Consider the following 17,490-nt stretch of genomic DNA (forward strand, 5'->3'; position numbering starts at 1 on the left):
GCCGCCCCCCCCCCGCACGAACACCGCCCCCTCCCGTCCCCCGGCGGCAGGTTGTAGGCGGGGCCGGGACCCCTCCAGGCGGGCAAGCCCGCGGCCGCCGAGGGCGGCCGCTCGCAGGCGCGCGCCAACCGCAAAGCGGTGGGATTCGGGCCCCGACCCGCGGTTCGGTCACCGTCTAATATTTAAAAAGGTGCGGTCGTCGCCGTCGGGCGCCGGCAGTCGATCGGGTCGAGCCTCAGACGTACCCTTCCTCGACGAGCAGCTCGCCGTTGAGCAGGGAGGCGCCGGCCGCGCCGCGGATCGTGTTGTGCGCGAGGCAGTTGTACTTCGCGCCGGCGTCCGTCGACTGGACGCCGCCGGCGACGATCCCCATCCCGTCCGCGTACGTGCGGTCGAGGCGGGGCTGCGGGCGCTCGGGCTCGTCGTCGCCGAACACCTTGATCAGCTGGTCCGGCGAGCTCGGGAGGTCGCCGGCGCCCTCGAACGAGCGCATCGCCTCGCGGAGCTCCTCGGGCGAGGGGTCCGCGGCGAACTCGGCGAACACGTTCTCCAGGTGGCCGTCGAGCGTGGGGATCCGGTTACAGGAGGCGGCCACGTCGGCGCCGTGGAGCGCGACCTCGGCGCCGTCGAACTCGCCGAGCAGCTTGCGCGACTCCGTCTCCATCTTCTCCTCCTCGCCGCCGATGTGCGGGATGGCGTTGTCGATGATCTCCATCGAGGTGACGCCGGAGTAGCCGGCGCCGGAGACGGCCTGGAGCGTCGAGACGCGGACGCTTTCGAGGCCGAACTCGTCGATGGCGGCGAGCGTCGGCACCATCGTGATCGTCGAGCAGTTGGGGTTCTTCACGAGGGCGCCGTCCCAGCCCCGCTCGTCGCGCTGGACCTCGATCAAATCGAGGTGGTCCGGGTTGATCTCCGGGATCGTGAGCGGCACGTCCGCCGCCATGCGGTCGTTCGAGGAGTTCGAGGAGACGACGTAGCCCTCCTCCAGGAACGCCGGCTCGACCTCGGCCGCGACGCCCGAGGGCAGCGAGGAGAACAGGAGGTCGACGTCGTCGTCCGCGATGCCCGCTGGCGTCGTCTCCGCGACCTCCATCTCGGCGACGTCGTCCGGGATGGGCGTGTCGACGCGCCACTTCGCCGCCTCGCGGTACGTCTCGCCCGCGCTCTCCGAGCTCGCCGTGACCGCGGCGAGGTCGAACGTCGGGTGGTCGTCGAGCAACTGGATGAATCGCTGGCCCACGGCGCCCGTCGCGCCGAGGATGCCGACTCGGACTGACATTGCGCGTGGGTCGGTGACAGGGACGTAAGTGCGTTCGGATAGGCGTCGATACCGCCGGTCGCTCCGCGTCGCCGGCGAACCGGAGCCGGTCGCGGGGCCTTGCCACCGGGAACAGGACCGTTAAACGCCTCGGGACGGTACGTTCCGGTGCGCGCCATTAGTCCCCGCCCGAGTACTCCCCGATGGGAGCGATGACAGCGCGGAGAACCCAGGCGCGTGACACCGGTCGCAGACGCGACCCGCCCGTCGCCGCGCAGGCGACCGCCCGCCACGAGGGTTTCCCGGTCGACGCGGCACGCCGCCGGAGATGAGACCGGTCGTTAGTGTCGCGGGCGACATTCCGACGACTCCGAGAGCGACCGCGATCGACTACTCCGAGTCGCGCAACACCAGCGGCCCGATCGCGAGCGTCCGCTTCGCGAGGGTGAGCACGCGAAGCAGGTAGGAGACGAACAGCGAGAACGGGAGGAGCGTGACCGCGAACGCGCCCCCGACGACGAGCGTCACGTGGTCGACGCCGAGGGTGCTTCCCGGAACCGTGCCGGCGTCGACGGCGGTGAGGGCGAGGCCCGCGACGACCAGCGCGGGCACCGCGGCGTATAAGATTAGGCGCGAGAGGTCGATCAGCGCCCACTGGAAGTACAGCGTCTTGACGTGCTCGCGGGCGGGCCCGAACAGCGACAGCGCCTCTTTCAGCTCCCCGAGGGTACTCCGCTCGTCGTCGGTGAGTTCATCGTCGTGATCGGCCGCGAGCCGCTCGATCCGGCCGATTTTCGGACCGTAGTCGAAGTTGAGTGCGGCGAACACGACGTCGAAGGAGCCGAACTCGGCGCCGTCGAGCTGCCCGCGCACGGCGTCGGCGTTCCCCGTGACCTCGGCGGCGAGGTCGTCGACCTCCTCCCGGAGTGCGGCCCGGTCCGATCCGTCGCCGTCGCCCTCCTGATCGGACACCGAGTCGCGGAGACCCCGGGCGCGCTCCGCCGCGGCGCCGAGGACCGCGTCGAGGAATGCGGCCGGGTCCGTGGGGGCCGGCGTACCGGTCAGGTCCGCGACCGACTCCCGGACCGCGAGCGTGTCGTTCATGCGCTCCTGCTGGTCGCCGAGCGGGCCGTTCTCCTGCGTGAGCACGAGCTGTCCGATCGTGACGACGAGGGTCGCTCCGGTGACGATCGCCGTGATCATCGACGCGAACAGCGTCTCGATCGGATCGCTCGACCCGACCTTCTCCGCGAGGGACGGCGAGAGGCCGACCGCGACGGCGACGAACGCGACGAAGACGGCGGCCGTCAGGACCCCCGCGACGACGAGCCGGTCCGCGCGCAACAGCAGCCAGAGCTTCACGCGGCTCTCGCCGGCGCGCTCGCGCATCGTGTCGGCGGTGTCCGTGTCGCTCTCCGCGTCGGGGCCGTCGGGGGCGTCGGAAGCGCTCGACGCCGGCTCCGAGTCCCCGCTCATCGCGCCTCGACGCGCACCGAGAGGTCGTCGACGTAGTGCGTCGCGTCCGCCTCCCAGACCACGGCCGTGCCGACGGCGCCAGTCCCGGCGCTCTTCGGGAGCGATCCGGATCGAGTCGTCGTCTCGCAGCTCTCCATTACTCGCGATACGACTCGCGAGCACCATATAAGTATCCGGATGCGACGAGGCCGTCCGGGGCGCGGCAGTCGCGCTCGCGGACCTCTGCCTGACGGTCGCCGCTGTCGCGCCTCGCCGCTGGAAGGCGGCGCAAGTCACAACCCGTTGCTCGCCGAACCGAGGGTATGTCGACAGCCGCCGGCACCGGCGTCACCCTCGTTCGCAACGCCACGGTCCTCGCGACCGTGGACGAGACGGCCTTCCTCGTCGATCCCCTGTTCGCGCCGCAGGGCTCGATGCCCGCGATCGACGACACCCCCAACGACCGGAACAACCCGCTCGTCCCGATGCCCGACGTCGACCTCGCGCACGACGCGGTGATCGTCACCCACCGCCACCCCGACCACTTCGACGACGCGGCGAAAGCGGAGCTCGACGCGGACGTGCCCCTGTTCTGCCAGCCCGCAGAGGCGGACGCGTTCGTCGAAGACGGGTTCACCGACGTGCGACCGATCGAGGATTCGGCGTCGTTCGACGGCGTCACGCTCCACCGGACGCCCGGCCGTCACGGACACGGCGAACTGGCCGAGCGGATGGGACCCGTCTCCGGATTCGCCTTCGAGGGCGAGGAGACGCTGTACCTCGCGGGCGACACGGTCTGGTACGAGCCCGTCGCGGAGACGCTGGACCGATTCGACCCCGACGCGGTCGTCCTCAACGGCGGCGCGGCGCGGTTCAACGAGGGCGAACCGATCACGATGGGGGTCGACGACGTGACCGCCGTACGCGAGGCCACGGACGCCGCCGTCGCCGTGGTCCACATGGAGGCGATCAACCACTGCCTGCTCTCGCGCGAGGAGCTCCGATCGGAGACGGAGAACGTGCTGGTCCCGGAGGACGGCGAGCGGATCCTATGAGAGCATTCAGTAGCCGCAGTCGGTTCCGCGTCCGGACCGGTGATCGACGGTGACGCAGCCGCAGCCGGGAGAGCAGCTGGTCGGGGCGTACCTCCGCGTCATCGAGGAGTGCGACCTCGTGACGTACAACCAGCGTTCCATGGAGCGTGGCGACCAGACGGAGCTCGACGTGCTGGGCGTCAAGTCGACGCCCGGGGGACGGCGGATCTTCGCCTGCGAGGTCGTCACGCACCTCGACGGCCAGCTGTACTCCGGGACGCCCTCGACGGACGAGTGGGCCGCGTACGGCAACGCGAGCTACCAGTACAGCTTAGAGCGGATCTCCGAGAAGTTCGAGCGCGTCGTCGGCTACCTCGACGTCGTGTTCGACGACCTCTCGCTCGCCGAGATCCAGCTGTGGTCGCCGTACGTCAGCGAGGGGTATCAGACCGAGGGGCTCGCCGAGGTCGTCGAACGCACCGAGCGCGACCACGAGCCCGCCGTCAGACTCGTGATTAACGACGACTACACCGACCGGATCGAGGAACTCCGCGACGCCGCGGACGCGTCGTCGAAGGACTACAGCGAGACGGGGTTCCGGTACCTACAGATCCTCGAAGGGCTGCGGTAGCGCCCGCAGCCGGCGCGGCCCTAGGCTCGCGGTGTCGCTCACCGCGAGAAGGTCCGGGTGCGGGAATCGAACCCCCGTCTCGGCCTCTACAAGGCCTTGCCGGCCCCCACTACCGGGTTTATGCGCCAAAGCCGGTCCTCGAAAAAGCCGAATTCTGGCCGCTCACGGGGGGACTGGCCACTCCCCGCTTCTTGAATCCGGCCCGCGTCTTGAGAGACTGTATCTAAATACGGGACCCAACGCAATGCCATCCTGTCTACTGACCTCGCTGACGGGCTCTTTTCGCCTGATTGTTACGTTCCAAGACCACTTGAGAGCGCGATGGAGGCAGCCGCACCGAGGAACAGAGTCGGACAGACGACTGCGAACGGAAGCGCGGGTCCGGCGGTTCCATCGATCGATATTGAACCCTCCAATAGAAGAGTTCCTGAAACCGGGGTTAGCTGGATATAGGCGCTAAGCCCCCACCCTCGAAGGGTGTCAAGGTTAGATCGCAGCATTGTGGAGAGCGGCGAAAGCTGTGAGCCATGATCTGGTGGAGCTGGCGGTGCTGTGGAAGGGAAATCGGTGGTAGAAACGTCTGGTTCGGTATTTGAAGATCCCGAACCACGCTTCGATGAGTGACCGATTTCCCCACGTTTCACGCTCGTATTCGCAGTCTAAGAGTTCAAGCGGCCAGTCGTACCACGGGCCGCGGTCGGCCCGCACCAGCGGGCGACCGCGGCATCGTTCGAGAACGTCCCTCAAAAACAGGAGCGCATCGAGACTCGATCGGCCGGGAGAGACCTCAACGGCAAGCACTTCGAGCGTGTCACAATCGACTGCCGCCCACACGTAGTGCTCGTCGCCGTCGATCTCGATTTTCGTCTCATCGACGGCGACTTCTTGGCGAGCCCGGCAGTCGGGCTCGAAGAGATGCTTGAGCCGATGAAACCACTGTCTGATCGCCTCATACGAGCGATCAACGAACGGTTCGATTCGCCGGTAGGAGAGGCCAGCGTGGTACAAAAACGCCGCGAGGACACGCCGCTCCGTCGGCGTGTCCTCACGGGAAAATACTTCTTGCTGGCGAGCCTTCTCAACCATGCGGTCGAGCATCCTCAACTCACCAACTTACCCTTGCTCGGCCGCTTCCTTCACGCTAAGGTTGACACCCTCGGAAGCAGGAAGCCCTATCCTCAAGGAGCGAACGGCGTCAGCCGTGAGCGAGTAGGGTAGGGTAGTTCACACAACCTTCTATGCTCGATGGACGATTGCGACGTCACAGTCAACCTCTTGAATGCGTTCGAATGTCGGCATGGACACGACTCGTGATAGAACGCTTCGATCAGTGCTCGCCCCGACAACTGCTAGATCGTACGAGGATGCGTTCCGATCGAGGAACGCTTCGGCAGACGCGACGCTGATGCGAGTCTCGATACCCGTCGAAAATTGTTCGACGAGATTCTCAAGCATAATCTCCGCTGTCCGACGCTCCTGTTGGTGTGAAATACAAGTACACGCACTTATGGTCCCGTCAGGGGGGAGGAGTCGAACCGCGAAGTCAAGCATCGCGTTGGCGGGTTCTCCTGACGTGCGGGCCATTACAAGAATGCGCCGCCACTCCGTTCGTCCGTTCGACGAGCGCAACACGATCGAGTCCGTGTTACCTTTCAAGATCGTTCTGACGAACGAACTGGGGCCTCCGTCTTCGGTTTCGTACGGACAGACGATCAGATCACAGTTCTCCTCTTCAGCCGTCGTGAGAACGGTTTCTCCAGCTGAGTTTCCCTCCGCGGCGATCACGAACTCACACGATACATCGACGGTTGATTCGACCAGATTTTTGAGTCCTTCGAGCCGCTGTAGTTGCTGTTCAGTCACCAACTCTTCAGCTGCGCGGGTTACGCCTTCATCCGGCGGTTCTTCAGGAGCCTCGGGAACAGTCCCCTGTTGAGTAGCCGCCACTATCGTTTCGGTTTCCTCGATGACCTCCTCACTGACTGTTCTCAGGAGAACGACCTTGCTGGCGTCGTGGGCGGCCGCGAGACGTGCGGCAAAGAGGGCGAGTGACTCGGACGTCTCGCCACGGACAGGTACCAGAATCTGATCGTCACCGTGGGTGGACGTGTACAGATAGCGGGCACGTTCGTGATAGAAGTGCTGCCGCCAGAGTACGAAGGCGCCGGCGATGAGTAGACTCGCTCCGATGATTCCAGTGACGTACGCCAGCCGGTCGGAGCCGGTGACGAGGACGAGAAGCGCCGTCGAAAACGCCGTCGGTTCTTCGAGTGAGAGGACCCACGTGACGATCCCGGTGAGAAAAATACCGAACGCAGCCACGCCAGCCTGTACCTGGAACTGCTCGGCCGGAGTCTGGTACCAGAACCGCGTTCCGATTTCGAGCGCGAACCATCCGCTGAGCGCCCCGGCGGTCATCCCACCGACGAACGTCGTTGGCGAGGAGTACGGTCCGTCAGGGTCAGCAAACAGCGTATATGTGCCCGACGCCAGCGGCGGGTAAACGAGAAAGGACACGACCGGTGAGACGTTCGCTATCCACGTGATGGCTCCGATGAGAAGCGGTACGATAACCACGACAGAGAAGTGAAGCAGATTCTCCGTGTCCTCGAGCCACCGACGGATCTCGTGAACCTCACGTCGTTCAATTCGCAGGATTCGATTGCGAATCGAGTGATAATGACGTCGGAGCTGATCGCGCATACGTGAGTCTTGACACGCTGGCTGATTTGAGTGTCGGCTTAACACCCGAACGAGCCAGCCAAGTATCCAAGCCCGAGTACGGCCGGGAACGCGGATAGATTCTCTGTTGTCGGCTTCATCTCACCCGTAAACGGAGGAATTCGCCTCGCTACCGTTGTAATCGAAAGCTGCGATTACTCCAGCCGATGAGGTGTTCTCGGTGGTCAGTCAACTGATATTGTGACAGCTTCGGACGGGTTGGGAACCACCCGGAGACCCGCCTTTTTGACTTGAAACAGATGGTTCTCGTTGTGTTGAGAACCGGTGAAAACGCAACACGGCTCCGCCGTGTAGGTCCGGGTGCGAGAATCGAACCCGCGTCTCAGCCTCCACAAGGCTGAAGGATAGTCCACTACCCTAACCCGGACACGCGTCGCAAAGTACCCCGCTTCGATAAATAACGGTTACGACTCCCGGACGGGCGTGCGACCGAGTGGCGCCCGACGCGGAGCGCCCGGGAGAGACGCCGCTCGCTTCTCCGATCACCGCGTCGCTTTTGAGGGCCGCGGGCGTATCGGAGCGTAACTGTGGCCTTTACCGACAAGATCTACGTGAAGAACCACCGGCAGCTCTCCTCCCAGCTGGAGGCGAACATCCCGAAGGGGGCGTTCGCCGGCGCCACCCTCGACCTGCTGTTCACCGGCGACGGCCTCTCGAAGCTCGACGAGACGACCCGCGACCGCGTCCTCGACTTCGCCGAGGACTTCCTCGACTGCGACTGCGACTCGAACCCCTACTGCGGCCATCCCGAGGAGAAGTTCATGCGCTACGTCCTCGAGCTGCGCGCCGAGGGGCTCGGCCCGCAAGCCATCGTCGACGTGATGACCGACGACTACATGGTGTACGCGTACACGGGCGACGTGCTCTCCTTCCTCGACGACGCGGTGCGGAACCTCGAGGCCGTCGAGACGCTCGCGGACGTCGACGGCGACGAGGAGATGTCGGAGCGGGCGCGAAAGGCGAAGCGGGAACTGTCGGGATAGCGTCCGGAACGGAGTCGGCCCGCCGACGCCGCCCCCGCTCGCAGACGCCGCGGCCCGGCGTCAGTCGTTGTCCGGCGAGGCGACGCCGGAGCCGATTTCCTCGGCGGGTGCGTCCTCCTCGGTCAGGTTCCCCTCGCGCCAGGTGTCGCGTTTGAACCAGAGGTACGCGACGACCCCGCCGACGACGTTCGAGATCGGGAACGAGATCCACAGTCCCATCGTCCCGAGCGAGCCGGCGGCGACCCACGCGACCGGCAGGCGGACGAAGCCGAGCGTGATCAGGGAGATGACGGCCGCGATCATCGTGTGGCCCGCGCCGCGGAAGCCGCCGGTGTACGCGCGCATGGCGCCGATGAATCCGAACGAGAGGCCGCTCACGCGGAGGAACGTCGCCGCGTGGTCGACGACCGCCGGATCGGGGGAGAAGACGCCGGCTATCGGCCGCGCGGCGAGGACGATGACCCCGCCGCCGACCGTGAGCAGGCCGAGCATGGCGCGGGCGCCGAAGTGGTTCGTCTCGGCGGCGCGGTCCAGCTCCTCGGCGCCGATGTTCTGCCCCGTCATCGTCTCGATCCCCTGCGAGACGGCGAGCGCCGGCAGGAAGATCACCGAGAAGATCCGCGTCCCGATGCCGTACGCCCCGCTGACCGCGTTCGGGAAGTTCGCGACCACGACGAGGAGCGCGGTGATGGAGACCGACCGGGCCGCGCCCTCGGCGGAGGCCGGCAGGCCGATGCCGAGGACGGTCCTGCCGAACTCGGGATCGGGGAGCATCTCCGAAAGTCGGATTCGGACGCCCCGGTTCCCGCGGAACATGATCCGAAGCCCGACGAGGAGCGCGAGGGCCCGGGAGCCGACGGTCGCGATGGCGGCGCCGGCGATCCCCCAGCCGGTGAATCCCGTCGCGTCGAGCGCGGCCGCCTCCAGCCCGCCGAGTCCGAGCGCGCCGAAGAGGGGGTTCGCGTCGAAGCCGAAGATGAGTATCGGGTCGAGGAGGATGTTGAGGACCACCGACCCGGCCATGACGTACATCGGGGTCACCGTGTCGCCGTAGCCGCGCATCAGCGCCATGAACACCGCGAAGCCGAATACCGCGAACAGGCCGACCGCGTACACGCGCATGTACTCGACGACGAGCGGCGCCACGGTCTCGTTCACGCCGAGGAGCGCGGTGACGTCGTCGACGAGGGCGTACCCCAGCACGCCCAGCATGACGGAGATGACGGCCGCGTACGCCATCGTCTGCGATGCGGCGTAGGCGGCGCGCTCCTCGTCGCCGGCGCCGGTGTGTTGCGCGACGAGGACGCTCCCCGCGACGGAGACGCCGAGCGCCAGCGAGATCATCAGGAAGACGATCGGGAACGCGAACGTGATCGCCGACAGCGCCTCGGTGCTGTAGCGGCCGAGCCAGAAGGTGTCGGCCAGGTTGTACAGCACCTGAAAGAGGTTCTGGACGACGATCGGTAGGGAAAGGAAGAACAGCGGCCACCCGATGTCGCCCGAGGTGAGGTCCAATTCGTCGGCCCCCTTGAACAGCGAGTCGACCGAATCGCGGAGCCCCATCAGCGGATCGCCTCCCGGAGGCTCGCGGCGTCGCGGTCGTGGCGGCGACTGGACGCGACTTCGAAGTCGTGGCGGCGACTGGACGCGGCGTCGCCTTCGAGGATGGAGCTGTGCGAGACGTCGGGGATCGGTCGTTCCGTGTCGGCCATTCGGTACCTGTCAATACTGACTGACTGGTCAGTCAAAAACGTTCGGAAGCCGGAGGGGCCCGGTGCGCGCTTCCCGTGCGCGGGGAGCGGCCGAACGGTCTAAGTGCGCGCGCGCCCGAAATCGGCCAATGAGTCTTCGGCCCGCGTGGCTAACGTTCAGGCGATACGCGGCGGCGACGACGGGGATGACGCTCGTCCTCTTCTCGCTCGGCGTCTACACGGCGGCGACCGGCTCCGGACTGGCGTGTCAGGCCCAGTGGCCGCTGTGTTCCGACCAGCTGATCCCGGCGCTGACGATCAACCCGGACTTCATCGAGTGGTTCCACCGCGTGTGGGCGATGGTCACCGGCTTCCTCATCGTCGGCGTCGCCGGGTGGACGTGGCTCGGCTCGGGCTTCGAGCGCCGGACGAAGCTGGCGGCGACGCTGGCGGTCGCGGTCCTCCCGCTTCAGATCGCGGTCGGCGCGATCACCGTCACGCTCGGCGGGCTCGTCCCCGGCGGATACACGGTGTCGACCCACGCCGCGCACCTGATCGTGGCGCTGACAATCTTCACGCTGCTCGGACTGGCGACAATCTGGGGCGGCGGCCGAGGGAACGCGCGGCTGCTCCGCGCGGCCGCGGGAATCGCGGTCGCGGGGATCGTCGCCAGCGCGGTCTTCTCGCGGGCGGTGCCGTTCCTCACCTACGCGCCGCCCGCGCAGGGGGCCTTTTATATCACCGGACTCGCCGGGCACCTCGGACTCGTCGCGACGGTCGCGTACGCGACGGAGGCGGTCCGAGGGGGATACGACGGCCTCGACGCCGGCACAGCCGCCACCGTCCGCGCGCTCGCCGCCGGGTCCATGACCGCGCTCGTCGGGACGCTGCTGCTCGGGCGCGACCTGGTCCTCTACACCGTCGTTTGGCAGCAGATCAACCTCGTCGCGCTGGGCGTCGCGGTCGCGCTCGCCGCGGGCGCGGCGTGGACCCTCCGCGGGACAGAGGGGATGCGTGACGGTTCCGTCCCCATCGGCGGCGACTGACCGGCGCCGCACGGCCGGGTTTTTGTGAGCCACCTTGGGAAAGGCGATGTCGGATCCCCAGAGACGGGTTGACCCTGCCCGAGGGAGGAAAGGTTGAAATCGCTCGCCGTACTCGCACGGGTATGACACGCCGCACCCAAGCCGACGTGAGCCGACGGACGTACCTGAAGCTGACCGGCGGAACGGCCGCCGTGGGAGCCACCGGCCTCGCCGGCTGTCTCGGCGAGAGCGGGGGCAGCATGACGATCACGCCCGGAACCGCACCCGGATTCCCGCCGTTCGAAATGCGGGAAGACGGCGAGCTGGTCGGGTTCGACATCGACCTGCTCGAAGCCGTCGTCGCCGAGACCGACTACGAGATCGGCGAGTGGGCCACCTTCGACTTCGACGGGCTCATTCCCGCGCTCACGCAGAACGAGGAGATCGACGTCATCGCGGCGGCGATGACGATCACCGAGGGCCGGCAGGAGACGATCGCCTTCTCCGACCCCTACTGGGAGTCCGATCAGGCGATCCTCGTGCGCGAGGGCGGCGACTTCCAGCCGTCGGGATGGGCGGACTTCGAGGGCACGCGCGTGGGGGCGCAGTCGGGGACGACCGGCGCGGACGAGGTGGAGGCGAACCTCATCGACGAGGGGATCATCCCGGAGGAGAACTTCTCGACGTACGACAGCTACGTCCTCGCGGTCGAGGACCTCTCGAACGAGAACATCGACGCAGTCGTCGTCGACAACCCCGTCGCGGAGACGTTCGCCGCGAACCGCGACGTGACGATCGCGTTCGTCGAGGAGACGGGCGAACAGTTCGGCTTCGGGCTCCGCCAGGGCGAGTCGGAGCTCCAGTCCGCGCTCAACGACGGGCTCGCGACCGTCCGCGACGACGGGACGTACCAAGAGATAACCAACACCTGGTTCGGGCAGGAGTAGGATGTCGGTGGCGGGGTCGCTCGCGCCCATCGCGTCCGGGAGTCTCGACAGTCTGGGGTCTGCCGCGGGACCGACGGCGAGGGGCGCCGTTCGGTCGGTCGGCGAGCCGTTCGACTGGTGGCTGGTCGGTGATCCCGCGGACTGGTGGTTCGTCATCCGGAACGTCGACTACCTGGCCGGCGGCGTCCTGTTGACCGTCGGGCTCACCGTCGCGTCGATCCTGCTCGGGTTCCTCGTCGGCTTCCCGGCCGGCGCGGTGGAGGTGTACGGCGGTGGACTCTCGAAGCGGCTCGTGGAGACGGTCGGCGTCGTCCTCCGCGGGACCCCGATCGTCGTCATCCTCCTCGTGATCTACTTCGTCGTCGGCCTCCCACAGGTGAACCTCGGCGTGGGGTCGATCTCTCCCGCGGTCTCGGCGGGCATACTGGGGCTCGGGTTGCGGAGCGCGGCGTACCAGTCGCAGATATTCCGAGCGTCACTGTCAAGCGTCGACGACGGTCAGCTGGAGGCCGGCCGATCCGTCGGACTCTCGCGGTTCGAGGCGATCCGCTACGTCGTCGTCCCGCAGGCGCTCCGGCGGTCGATCCCGGGGTTCCAAAACGAGTTCACCATCGTGTTGAAGGACACGAGCATCGTCTTCGCGATCGGGCTCGCGGAGCTCCTGACCCGTGGGTACGACCTGTTCACGCAACAGACGACCGCGGTCCTCGAAGTCATCCTGTTCATCAGTGGCATCTACTTCGTCCTCACGTTCACGACGAACCGCGCGCTCGACTACCTCGGCACCCGCTACGCGATCCCGGAGGGGGAGTCGGCGTGACTGACGGCGACTTCCTCCGGGTGAGCGACGTCTCGAAGTGGTACGGCGACGAGCAGGTGCTCGACGAGGTCTCCTTCGAGATGGACAGCGGCGACGTGACCGTCCTGATCGGGCCGTCCGGCTCCGGCAAGTCGACGATGCTGCGCTGCGTCAACCGGCTCGCGGAGGCCCAGGAGGGGTCGATCACCCTCGACGGCGTGGGGGTGCTCTCGCCCGACACCGACGTCGACGAGCTCCGCCGCGAGGTCGGGATGGTGTTCCAGAGCTTCAACCTGTTCGCGCACCTGACCGCGGTCGGGAACGTCGCGCTCGGGCCACGGCGCGTGCTGGGCCTCTCCGAGGACGAGGCCCGCGAGCGCGCGGCGGACCAGCTGGAGCGCGTCGGGCTCGCCGACCAGCTCGACTCGTACCCGGCCGAGCTGTCCGGCGGCCAACAGCAGCGCGTGGGGATCGCCCGCGCGCTGGCGATGGAGCCGAAGCTCATGCTGTTCGACGAGCCGACGAGCGCGCTCGACCCCGAGCTCATCGGCGAGGTGTTGGAGGTGATGCGGTCCCTGGTCGACGAGGGGATGACGATGCTCGTCGTCACCCACGAGATGAGCTTCGCGCGGGCGGTCGCCGACGAGGTCGTGTTCTTAGACGACGGTCGGGTCGTCGAACGCGGCCCGCCGGAGCAGCTGTTCGAACGGCCCGAGAAAGAGCGGACCGGCCGCTTCCTCGAACGCATCGCGAGCCACGACTGATGTCGGGGGCGACGCGACCGCGGACGGTGGGCGAGCGCGTGGCCGACGCGGACCCGTCCGCGGGGAGGGTCCTTCTCGTCGCCGCCGGCGCGCTGTTCTGGGGCTGGCTCGTCGTCAGCTGGGTCAACCGATGGCTCGGCGGCGTCGTCGCCCCGGTCGGCGAGCCGTTCGTCGCACCGGACGCCGTCGAGAGCGCGTTCGCCGCGGTGCCGGGGCTCGCCGCGGTGGCGGCCGACGCCGCGTTCGTGGTGGAACTCACGCCCGTCCTCGCGGAGGGGACGTGGCTCACCGTGGTCATCACCGGCGTGAGCCTCGTCTGCGGCTTCTTCATCGCCGTGCCGCTGGCCGTCGCGCGGGTGTACGGGCGGTTCTCGGCGTGGCTCTCGCTGGGCTACACCGAGCTGTTACGCGGCACGCCCCTCCTCGCGCAGCTGTTCGTGCTCTACTACGGGCTGAACCTCGCGGCGTCGGTGCCCGCGGCGCTGTCCGGCGTGTTCCCGCGCGACGTGGTGTGGGTCGCGATCCTCGGGTTCACGCTCAACGGGGCCGCCTACCAGGCCGAGTACATCCGCGGCGCGGTCGAGAGCGTCGACGAGGGACAGATCACGGCCGGACGGGCGATCGGGCTCTCGAAGCTGGAGTCGATCTACTACGTGGTGCTCCCGCAGGCGCTCCGGTACGCGATCCCCTCGTGGACGAACGAGTTCGTCTACCTGATCAAGTACTCGTCGCTCGCGGGCTTCATCACGGTCCCGGAGCTGTACTACCGGGCCAACCAGGTCGCGACCGACACCTTCCGGTACACGGCCGTCTTCCTCATACTCGGGGCGATGTACCTCGCGCTGGTGCTAACGGCCTCGAAGTTCATGGAGCGCGTCGACGACCGCGTCGCGATCCCGGGACTCGGCGCCGACCGGGAGCGGTGAGTCGGGATCGTCGATCGGCGGTTCTGGTCCAGGCGTGCGGCGAAGCCGTCTGTACACCGTTTTCGATGGGTACGCCAACCGGAAAACCGATCAGTCTGTGCCGTGCCACCGCTGCCGTCACGCCGTACTGAAATCAAGCTCCCTCGACCCGATAGCGGACCTCGGATGTGACTCAGAGATCCTCTGGATCTAACTCTCCCGCCGCGTCGGTTCTGTTTCGTTCAACGTTATCGGTATGCGTCATCCCTTCCCGCTCAACGTAGATGTTCAGATCCTGCGCCAGCGATTCGAGTTCGTTGCGGAGATCTGCCTCGTGCTGATCCAGTTCGGTCTCGAGCGCACCGTGTAACTGCTCGCGGAGTATATCCGCGTATCTCTCTCGGAGGTCGAAGTCCGCATCCAAGAGCGGCTGTTGAATCCGCTGGACCTCGCGTTTGATTTCCGCGGGATCCCGCTTCGTCCAGCCCTTTAGCATATAAATAAACCCACCCGGGGCCTCAACTTCGTTCGATGGGTTGTTCACGCACCGGTTACGCCACTCCGCTACCTGCGAGAGAAGCTCCAGACGCATCGGCCAGTCGTGCCGATCCATTTCACTCGTTCCAACCGCGACGAAGGCGTCTCCGGAGAATATGACGCTCATGTTGGCGAACATGTCCGTTCTGGATGCGTCCTCGCTATCGACGGTCCGCTCGCTGACCTCGCCGGTGATCAGGACCCGAATCACGTCCTCTCTCATTACGGGATACGTTCCCGTCTCGGTCTGCCAGTACGCGTAGGCGCCGCCGCCCAGCATCAACATTCCAAGAACCGCTATCTCGGTTCCACCAGCGAGGCCAAGAAGAAAGAGCAATCCACCAACGACAATCCCGAGAGCACCGTGAGGTCCGTACGGGCGGTACTCGATCTCTGATTCACCGATCTTCGCCCAGTCAGATTCGGCCTGAAGCCGCCCCTCTACCGTTCCTGTTTTGCTTCCGACTTCCTCGCTCTGAATATCGAGATCGGCGTCCTGTGACCCGTGAGTCGTATATTTGAAGTCGGATTCCTCTTGGATTTCCTCAATACTCCGTTTTAGCTTCCTGTAAAACTGCCTCGGGTTAATTCCGGAGTAATCTCCTTCGACGAACTTCGTCGACTTCCGCAGATCCTGTCTGGTGAATTTCAGAGAGTCTTTCGCCTTTCCCATACACACGTCGGCAATCATGAAAGTATATATAACTGAGGGTAGAGCTATCACCTCTGGTAGTCATCGAACTTTAGTTGAGCGTGTTGTCTCTCTACGGTACTGAACAGAGAGGCAGTGAAATCAGTATTTTACCGGTTAATATGGCGTGTTTCACCATCTCTCTGTTTCTGTGGATGCCCAAAATTTTAATATCCCCTGATAGACACGTTCTGTGTGTCCATTAAGCAACACATATTAGATGACGAAGATGTCGTGGCTCATTGCTCCACACGGTCGTGGGTATGGGTCTGTACGGATCAACGAATACTGAAATATCGTGAGTCAGACCGTGGTACGGAGTCGCTTCACGACCTGTCCTTCAGAGAGATTAGTGCGATCAGTTTGACGAACAAGCCACGTAAATCGATCTATCTGGTTGTATCCATTTTCTGTCTGATCGGGTTATTTGGCTGGTGGTATATGCTCTCGAACGTAGATAGTTATGATCCCGCCGTAGCAGTCGTGTTTTCGGGACTCTTCGTGGGGGCAGGGGTTCTATTTCTGTATATCTGGTACAATTCTTCGAAGTCCTATTTCGAGTTCCGGGGCGGGGGCGTGATCCAACAGGAACCAGAAATGTGGCGAATAAATTGGATGGGTGCTGATGATAAAGACCAGGTACAGGATTTCGTGAAAACGGTGCGTGAACAGTTATCCGATCAGAATAACCTTCGTCACGAGCGCCAGAGACCTTCTCAGGTGTGAATACACCCGTTTCTGAACTCGGAGGGCATTTTTAAAGTCGGATATTCTCTGTATCCCATTACTGGAGAAGTCCGAAAACGGCAGTTAAATAGTCAGAGTCTACCGGTCGACTGCTGCGGACCGATTTCCTAAGAACGCGTCACGTGACACGTGTTCGGATAGAGCGACAGATCACCCCTCGAAATCGGTGACGACCTCCACGCCCGTCGCCTCGTACTCGTCCATGGCCGCGAGCCGGTCGGAGACCTCCGAGAGCGACAGCTCGCGGGCGACGAGGGCGCCGGGGTCGATCCCCGTCGCCTCGATCAGCGCGAACAGGTCCGGGTAGCTCGTCGGCGGCATCCCGCGCGAGCCGAGGAAGGAGATCTCCCACCGCGTCATCCAGTCCGTCGGCAGCGACACCTCGCCGCGCTCGGCGTCCGTCGTGAGCCCCACCTGAACGTGCGTTCCCCGCGGCCGCAGCGACCGGACGGAGTTGCGGCAGGTCTCCGCGATCCCCAGCGCGTCCATCGAGACGTCGGCGCCGCCGTCGGTGAGGGCGCGGATCCGCTCGGGGACGGATCGCTCCTCCGGCAGCGACGCCGGGTTCACGGTCGCGTCGGCCCCGAACTCGCGAGCGAGTTCGAGGGCGTCGCCGTCGACGTCGACCGCGATCACGCGCGCGCCGAGCGCCGCGGCGATCTGGACCGCGGAGAGCCCGACGCCGCCGCAGCCGTGGACGGCGACCGCGTCGCCGCCGCCGACGGTCGTCCGCTCGGCGAGGGCGTGGTAGGCGGTCATGTACCGACAGCCGAGCGCCGCGGCGGCGGTCGCGCCGAGCCACTCGGGGCGCTTGACGAGGTTATAGTCGGCCGCCGGGACGGCCACCCGCTCCGCGAACGCGCCCGGCGCCGCGGCCTCGAACCCCAGCGCGCGGCCGTCCTCGCAGACGTTGCCGGCGCCGCGGCGGCAGTGCGGGCAGGTGCCGTCGCCGAGCGAGAAGGGGACGACCACGCGGTCGCCCGGGCGGAACCGGTCGACCTCGTCGCCGACGGCAACCACCTCGCCGGCCGGCTCGTGGCCGAGGACCTGCCCGCGCGGGACGCGGTCGTCCGCCCACTCGCCGTGGCCGGCCCACGCGTGCCAGTCGCTGCGGCAGACGCCGCAGGCGTTCACGCGGACGACGACGCCGTCGGGTTCGGGGTCGGGGTCTGGGAGTTCGCGAACCGCGAGCGGCTCGCCGTGCTCCCGGAGGATCGCTGCGCGCATACGGCGATCGATCGGCGGACGGGACAAAGGTCTCCCGGCGGTCCGGTCCCG

General features: G+C 66.1%; 18 protein-coding genes and 1 tRNA gene. 9 read left to right on the plus strand and 10 right to left on the minus strand.

All coding sequences use genetic code 11. From position 1 onward, the window contains the following. Window positions 1-235: 235 nt before the first annotated feature. The 3 genes from asd to AC4NMM_RS09825 form a co-directional block, all read right to left on the minus strand. A complete protein-coding gene (gene asd / locus AC4NMM_RS09815; protein ID WP_096395630.1) occupies window positions 236-1,282 on the minus strand; it encodes an aspartate-semialdehyde dehydrogenase in 1,047 nt (348 codons plus the stop codon). Window positions 1,283-1,651: 369 nt separating this feature from the next. Continuing rightward, window positions 1,652-2,737, minus strand: coding sequence for a DUF7972 family membrane protein (locus AC4NMM_RS09820; RefSeq protein WP_096395628.1), 1,086 nt, complete (start codon window positions 2,735-2,737; stop codon window positions 1,652-1,654). After that, entirely contained in the window at window positions 2,734-2,874 is a 141-nt protein-coding gene (locus tag AC4NMM_RS09825) for a hypothetical protein (RefSeq protein WP_157745988.1), read from the minus strand. The genes AC4NMM_RS09820 and AC4NMM_RS09825 overlap by 4 nt, the downstream gene beginning before the upstream one ends. A gap of 165 nt (window positions 2,875-3,039) precedes the next feature. On the opposite strand from AC4NMM_RS09825, the gene AC4NMM_RS09830 reads away from it, so the two are divergent. After that, window positions 3,040-3,771 carry an MBL fold metallo-hydrolase gene (locus tag AC4NMM_RS09830; protein WP_491924171.1) on the plus strand — a complete coding sequence of 244 codons (732 nt, stop codon included), beginning with the start codon at window positions 3,040-3,042 and terminating at the stop codon, window positions 3,769-3,771. Window positions 3,772-3,820: 49 nt separating this feature from the next. Further along, window positions 3,821-4,381, plus strand: coding sequence for a hypothetical protein (locus tag AC4NMM_RS09835; protein ID WP_491924172.1), 561 nt, complete (start codon window positions 3,821-3,823; stop codon window positions 4,379-4,381). Window positions 4,382-4,867: 486 nt separating this feature from the next. Here the strand turns inward: AC4NMM_RS09835 and AC4NMM_RS09840 are convergent, their stop codons facing one another. From AC4NMM_RS09840 to AC4NMM_RS09850, 3 genes are all read right to left on the minus strand, one after another. Next, window positions 4,868-5,479: a DDE-type integrase/transposase/recombinase gene (locus AC4NMM_RS09840; RefSeq protein ID WP_491924173.1), complete on the minus strand. Its 612-nt coding sequence runs from the start codon at window positions 5,477-5,479 to the stop codon at window positions 4,868-4,870. A gap of 138 nt (window positions 5,480-5,617) precedes the next feature. Further along, window positions 5,618-7,084: an HPP family protein gene (locus AC4NMM_RS09845; protein WP_491924174.1), complete on the minus strand. Its 1,467-nt coding sequence runs from the start codon at window positions 7,082-7,084 to the stop codon at window positions 5,618-5,620. A gap of 333 nt (window positions 7,085-7,417) precedes the next feature. Then, window positions 7,418-7,490, minus strand: a tRNA-His gene (locus AC4NMM_RS09850). A gap of 160 nt (window positions 7,491-7,650) precedes the next feature. Here AC4NMM_RS09850 and AC4NMM_RS09855 point away from each other — a divergent pair. Further along, window positions 7,651-8,106: a DUF5814 domain-containing protein gene (locus tag AC4NMM_RS09855; protein ID WP_096395618.1), complete on the plus strand. Its 456-nt coding sequence runs from the start codon at window positions 7,651-7,653 to the stop codon at window positions 8,104-8,106. A 60-nt stretch (window positions 8,107-8,166) separates the two neighbouring features. On the opposite strand, the gene AC4NMM_RS09860 is transcribed toward AC4NMM_RS09855, so the two are convergent. Together AC4NMM_RS09860 and AC4NMM_RS09865 are read right to left on the minus strand one after the other, a co-directional pair. After that, the gene (locus AC4NMM_RS09860; protein ID WP_096395616.1) at window positions 8,167-9,669 is read right to left on the minus strand and encodes an MATE family efflux transporter; all 1,503 of its coding nucleotides are present in this window, start codon (window positions 9,667-9,669) and stop codon (window positions 8,167-8,169) included. Continuing rightward, entirely contained in the window at window positions 9,669-9,818 is a 150-nt protein-coding gene (locus AC4NMM_RS09865; RefSeq protein ID WP_157745986.1) for a hypothetical protein, read from the minus strand. Before AC4NMM_RS09865 ends, AC4NMM_RS09860 begins: the two co-directional genes overlap by 1 nt. A 128-nt stretch (window positions 9,819-9,946) precedes the next feature. Here AC4NMM_RS09865 and AC4NMM_RS09870 point away from each other — a divergent pair, with 128 nt between their 5' ends. The 5 genes from AC4NMM_RS09870 to AC4NMM_RS09890 all read left to right on the plus strand — a co-directional run bounded on the left by AC4NMM_RS09870 (window position 9,947) and on the right by AC4NMM_RS09890 (window position 14,258). Further along, a complete protein-coding gene (locus AC4NMM_RS09870) occupies window positions 9,947-10,843 on the plus strand; it encodes a COX15/CtaA family protein (RefSeq protein WP_096395613.1) in 897 nt (298 codons plus the stop codon). Window positions 10,844-10,965: 122 nt separating this feature from the next. After that, window positions 10,966-11,769 (plus strand): basic amino acid ABC transporter substrate-binding protein, encoded by an 804-nt coding sequence (locus AC4NMM_RS09875; RefSeq protein WP_096395611.1) that lies wholly within the window; start codon window positions 10,966-10,968, stop codon window positions 11,767-11,769. 1 nt (window position 11,770) lies between these two features. Further along, on the plus strand, window positions 11,771-12,589 hold the full coding sequence (locus AC4NMM_RS09880) for an amino acid ABC transporter permease (protein WP_096395609.1): 819 nt from the start codon (window positions 11,771-11,773) through the stop codon (window positions 12,587-12,589). Beyond that, on the plus strand, window positions 12,586-13,332 hold the full coding sequence (locus tag AC4NMM_RS09885) for an amino acid ABC transporter ATP-binding protein (protein ID WP_096395607.1): 747 nt from the start codon (window positions 12,586-12,588) through the stop codon (window positions 13,330-13,332). Before AC4NMM_RS09880 ends, AC4NMM_RS09885 begins: the two co-directional genes overlap by 4 nt. Continuing rightward, on the plus strand, window positions 13,332-14,258 hold the full coding sequence (locus AC4NMM_RS09890) for an ABC transporter permease subunit (RefSeq protein WP_096395605.1): 927 nt from the start codon (window positions 13,332-13,334) through the stop codon (window positions 14,256-14,258). Before AC4NMM_RS09885 ends, AC4NMM_RS09890 begins: the two co-directional genes overlap by 1 nt. A 172-nt stretch (window positions 14,259-14,430) precedes the next feature. Here the strand turns inward: AC4NMM_RS09890 and AC4NMM_RS09895 are convergent, their stop codons facing one another. Then, the gene (locus tag AC4NMM_RS09895) at window positions 14,431-15,447 is read right to left on the minus strand and encodes a hypothetical protein (protein ID WP_096395603.1); all 1,017 of its coding nucleotides are present in this window, start codon (window positions 15,445-15,447) and stop codon (window positions 14,431-14,433) included. 213 nt (window positions 15,448-15,660) lie between these two features. Here AC4NMM_RS09895 and AC4NMM_RS09900 point away from each other — a divergent pair, with 213 nt between their 5' ends. After that, window positions 15,661-16,191 (plus strand): hypothetical protein, encoded by a 531-nt coding sequence (locus AC4NMM_RS09900; RefSeq protein ID WP_157745984.1) that lies wholly within the window; start codon window positions 15,661-15,663, stop codon window positions 16,189-16,191. Between the two features lie 171 nt (window positions 16,192-16,362). On the opposite strand, the gene AC4NMM_RS09905 is transcribed toward AC4NMM_RS09900, so the two are convergent. After that, on the minus strand, window positions 16,363-17,439 hold the full coding sequence (locus AC4NMM_RS09905) for a zinc-dependent alcohol dehydrogenase family protein (protein ID WP_491924175.1): 1,077 nt from the start codon (window positions 17,437-17,439) through the stop codon (window positions 16,363-16,365). Window positions 17,440-17,490 lie beyond the last annotated feature (51 nt).

Source organism: Halorubrum sp. SD41, assembly GCF_058630335.1.

Excerpts from the sequence above, each read along its gene's own strand:
- asd (WP_096395630.1), bottom strand. The coding sequence starts at position 1,282 with ATGTCAGTCCGAGTCGGCATCCTCGGCGCGACGGGCGCCGTGGGCCAG.
- AC4NMM_RS09820 (WP_096395628.1), bottom strand. The coding sequence starts at position 2,737 with ATGAGCGGGGACTCGGAGCCGGCGTCGAGCGCTTCCGACGCCCCCGAC.
- AC4NMM_RS09825 (WP_157745988.1), bottom strand. The coding sequence starts at position 2,874 with ATGGAGAGCTGCGAGACGACGACTCGATCCGGATCGCTCCCGAAGAGC.
- AC4NMM_RS09830 (WP_491924171.1), top strand. The coding sequence starts at position 3,040 with ATGTCGACAGCCGCCGGCACCGGCGTCACCCTCGTTCGCAACGCCACG.
- AC4NMM_RS09840 (WP_491924173.1), bottom strand. The coding sequence starts at position 5,479 with ATGCTCGACCGCATGGTTGAGAAGGCTCGCCAGCAAGAAGTATTTTCC.
- AC4NMM_RS09845 (WP_491924174.1), bottom strand. The coding sequence starts at position 7,084 with ATGCGCGATCAGCTCCGACGTCATTATCACTCGATTCGCAATCGAATC.
- AC4NMM_RS09860 (WP_096395616.1), bottom strand. The coding sequence starts at position 9,669 with ATGGGGCTCCGCGATTCGGTCGACTCGCTGTTCAAGGGGGCCGACGAA.
- AC4NMM_RS09865 (WP_157745986.1), bottom strand. The coding sequence starts at position 9,818 with ATGGCCGACACGGAACGACCGATCCCCGACGTCTCGCACAGCTCCATC.
- AC4NMM_RS09870 (WP_096395613.1), top strand. The coding sequence starts at position 9,947 with ATGAGTCTTCGGCCCGCGTGGCTAACGTTCAGGCGATACGCGGCGGCG.
- AC4NMM_RS09875 (WP_096395611.1), top strand. The coding sequence starts at position 10,966 with ATGACACGCCGCACCCAAGCCGACGTGAGCCGACGGACGTACCTGAAG.
- AC4NMM_RS09880 (WP_096395609.1), top strand. The coding sequence starts at position 11,771 with ATGTCGGTGGCGGGGTCGCTCGCGCCCATCGCGTCCGGGAGTCTCGAC.
- AC4NMM_RS09890 (WP_096395605.1), top strand. The coding sequence starts at position 13,332 with ATGTCGGGGGCGACGCGACCGCGGACGGTGGGCGAGCGCGTGGCCGAC.
- AC4NMM_RS09895 (WP_096395603.1), bottom strand. The coding sequence starts at position 15,447 with ATGGGAAAGGCGAAAGACTCTCTGAAATTCACCAGACAGGATCTGCGG.
- AC4NMM_RS09905 (WP_491924175.1), bottom strand. The coding sequence starts at position 17,439 with ATGCGCGCAGCGATCCTCCGGGAGCACGGCGAGCCGCTCGCGGTTCGC.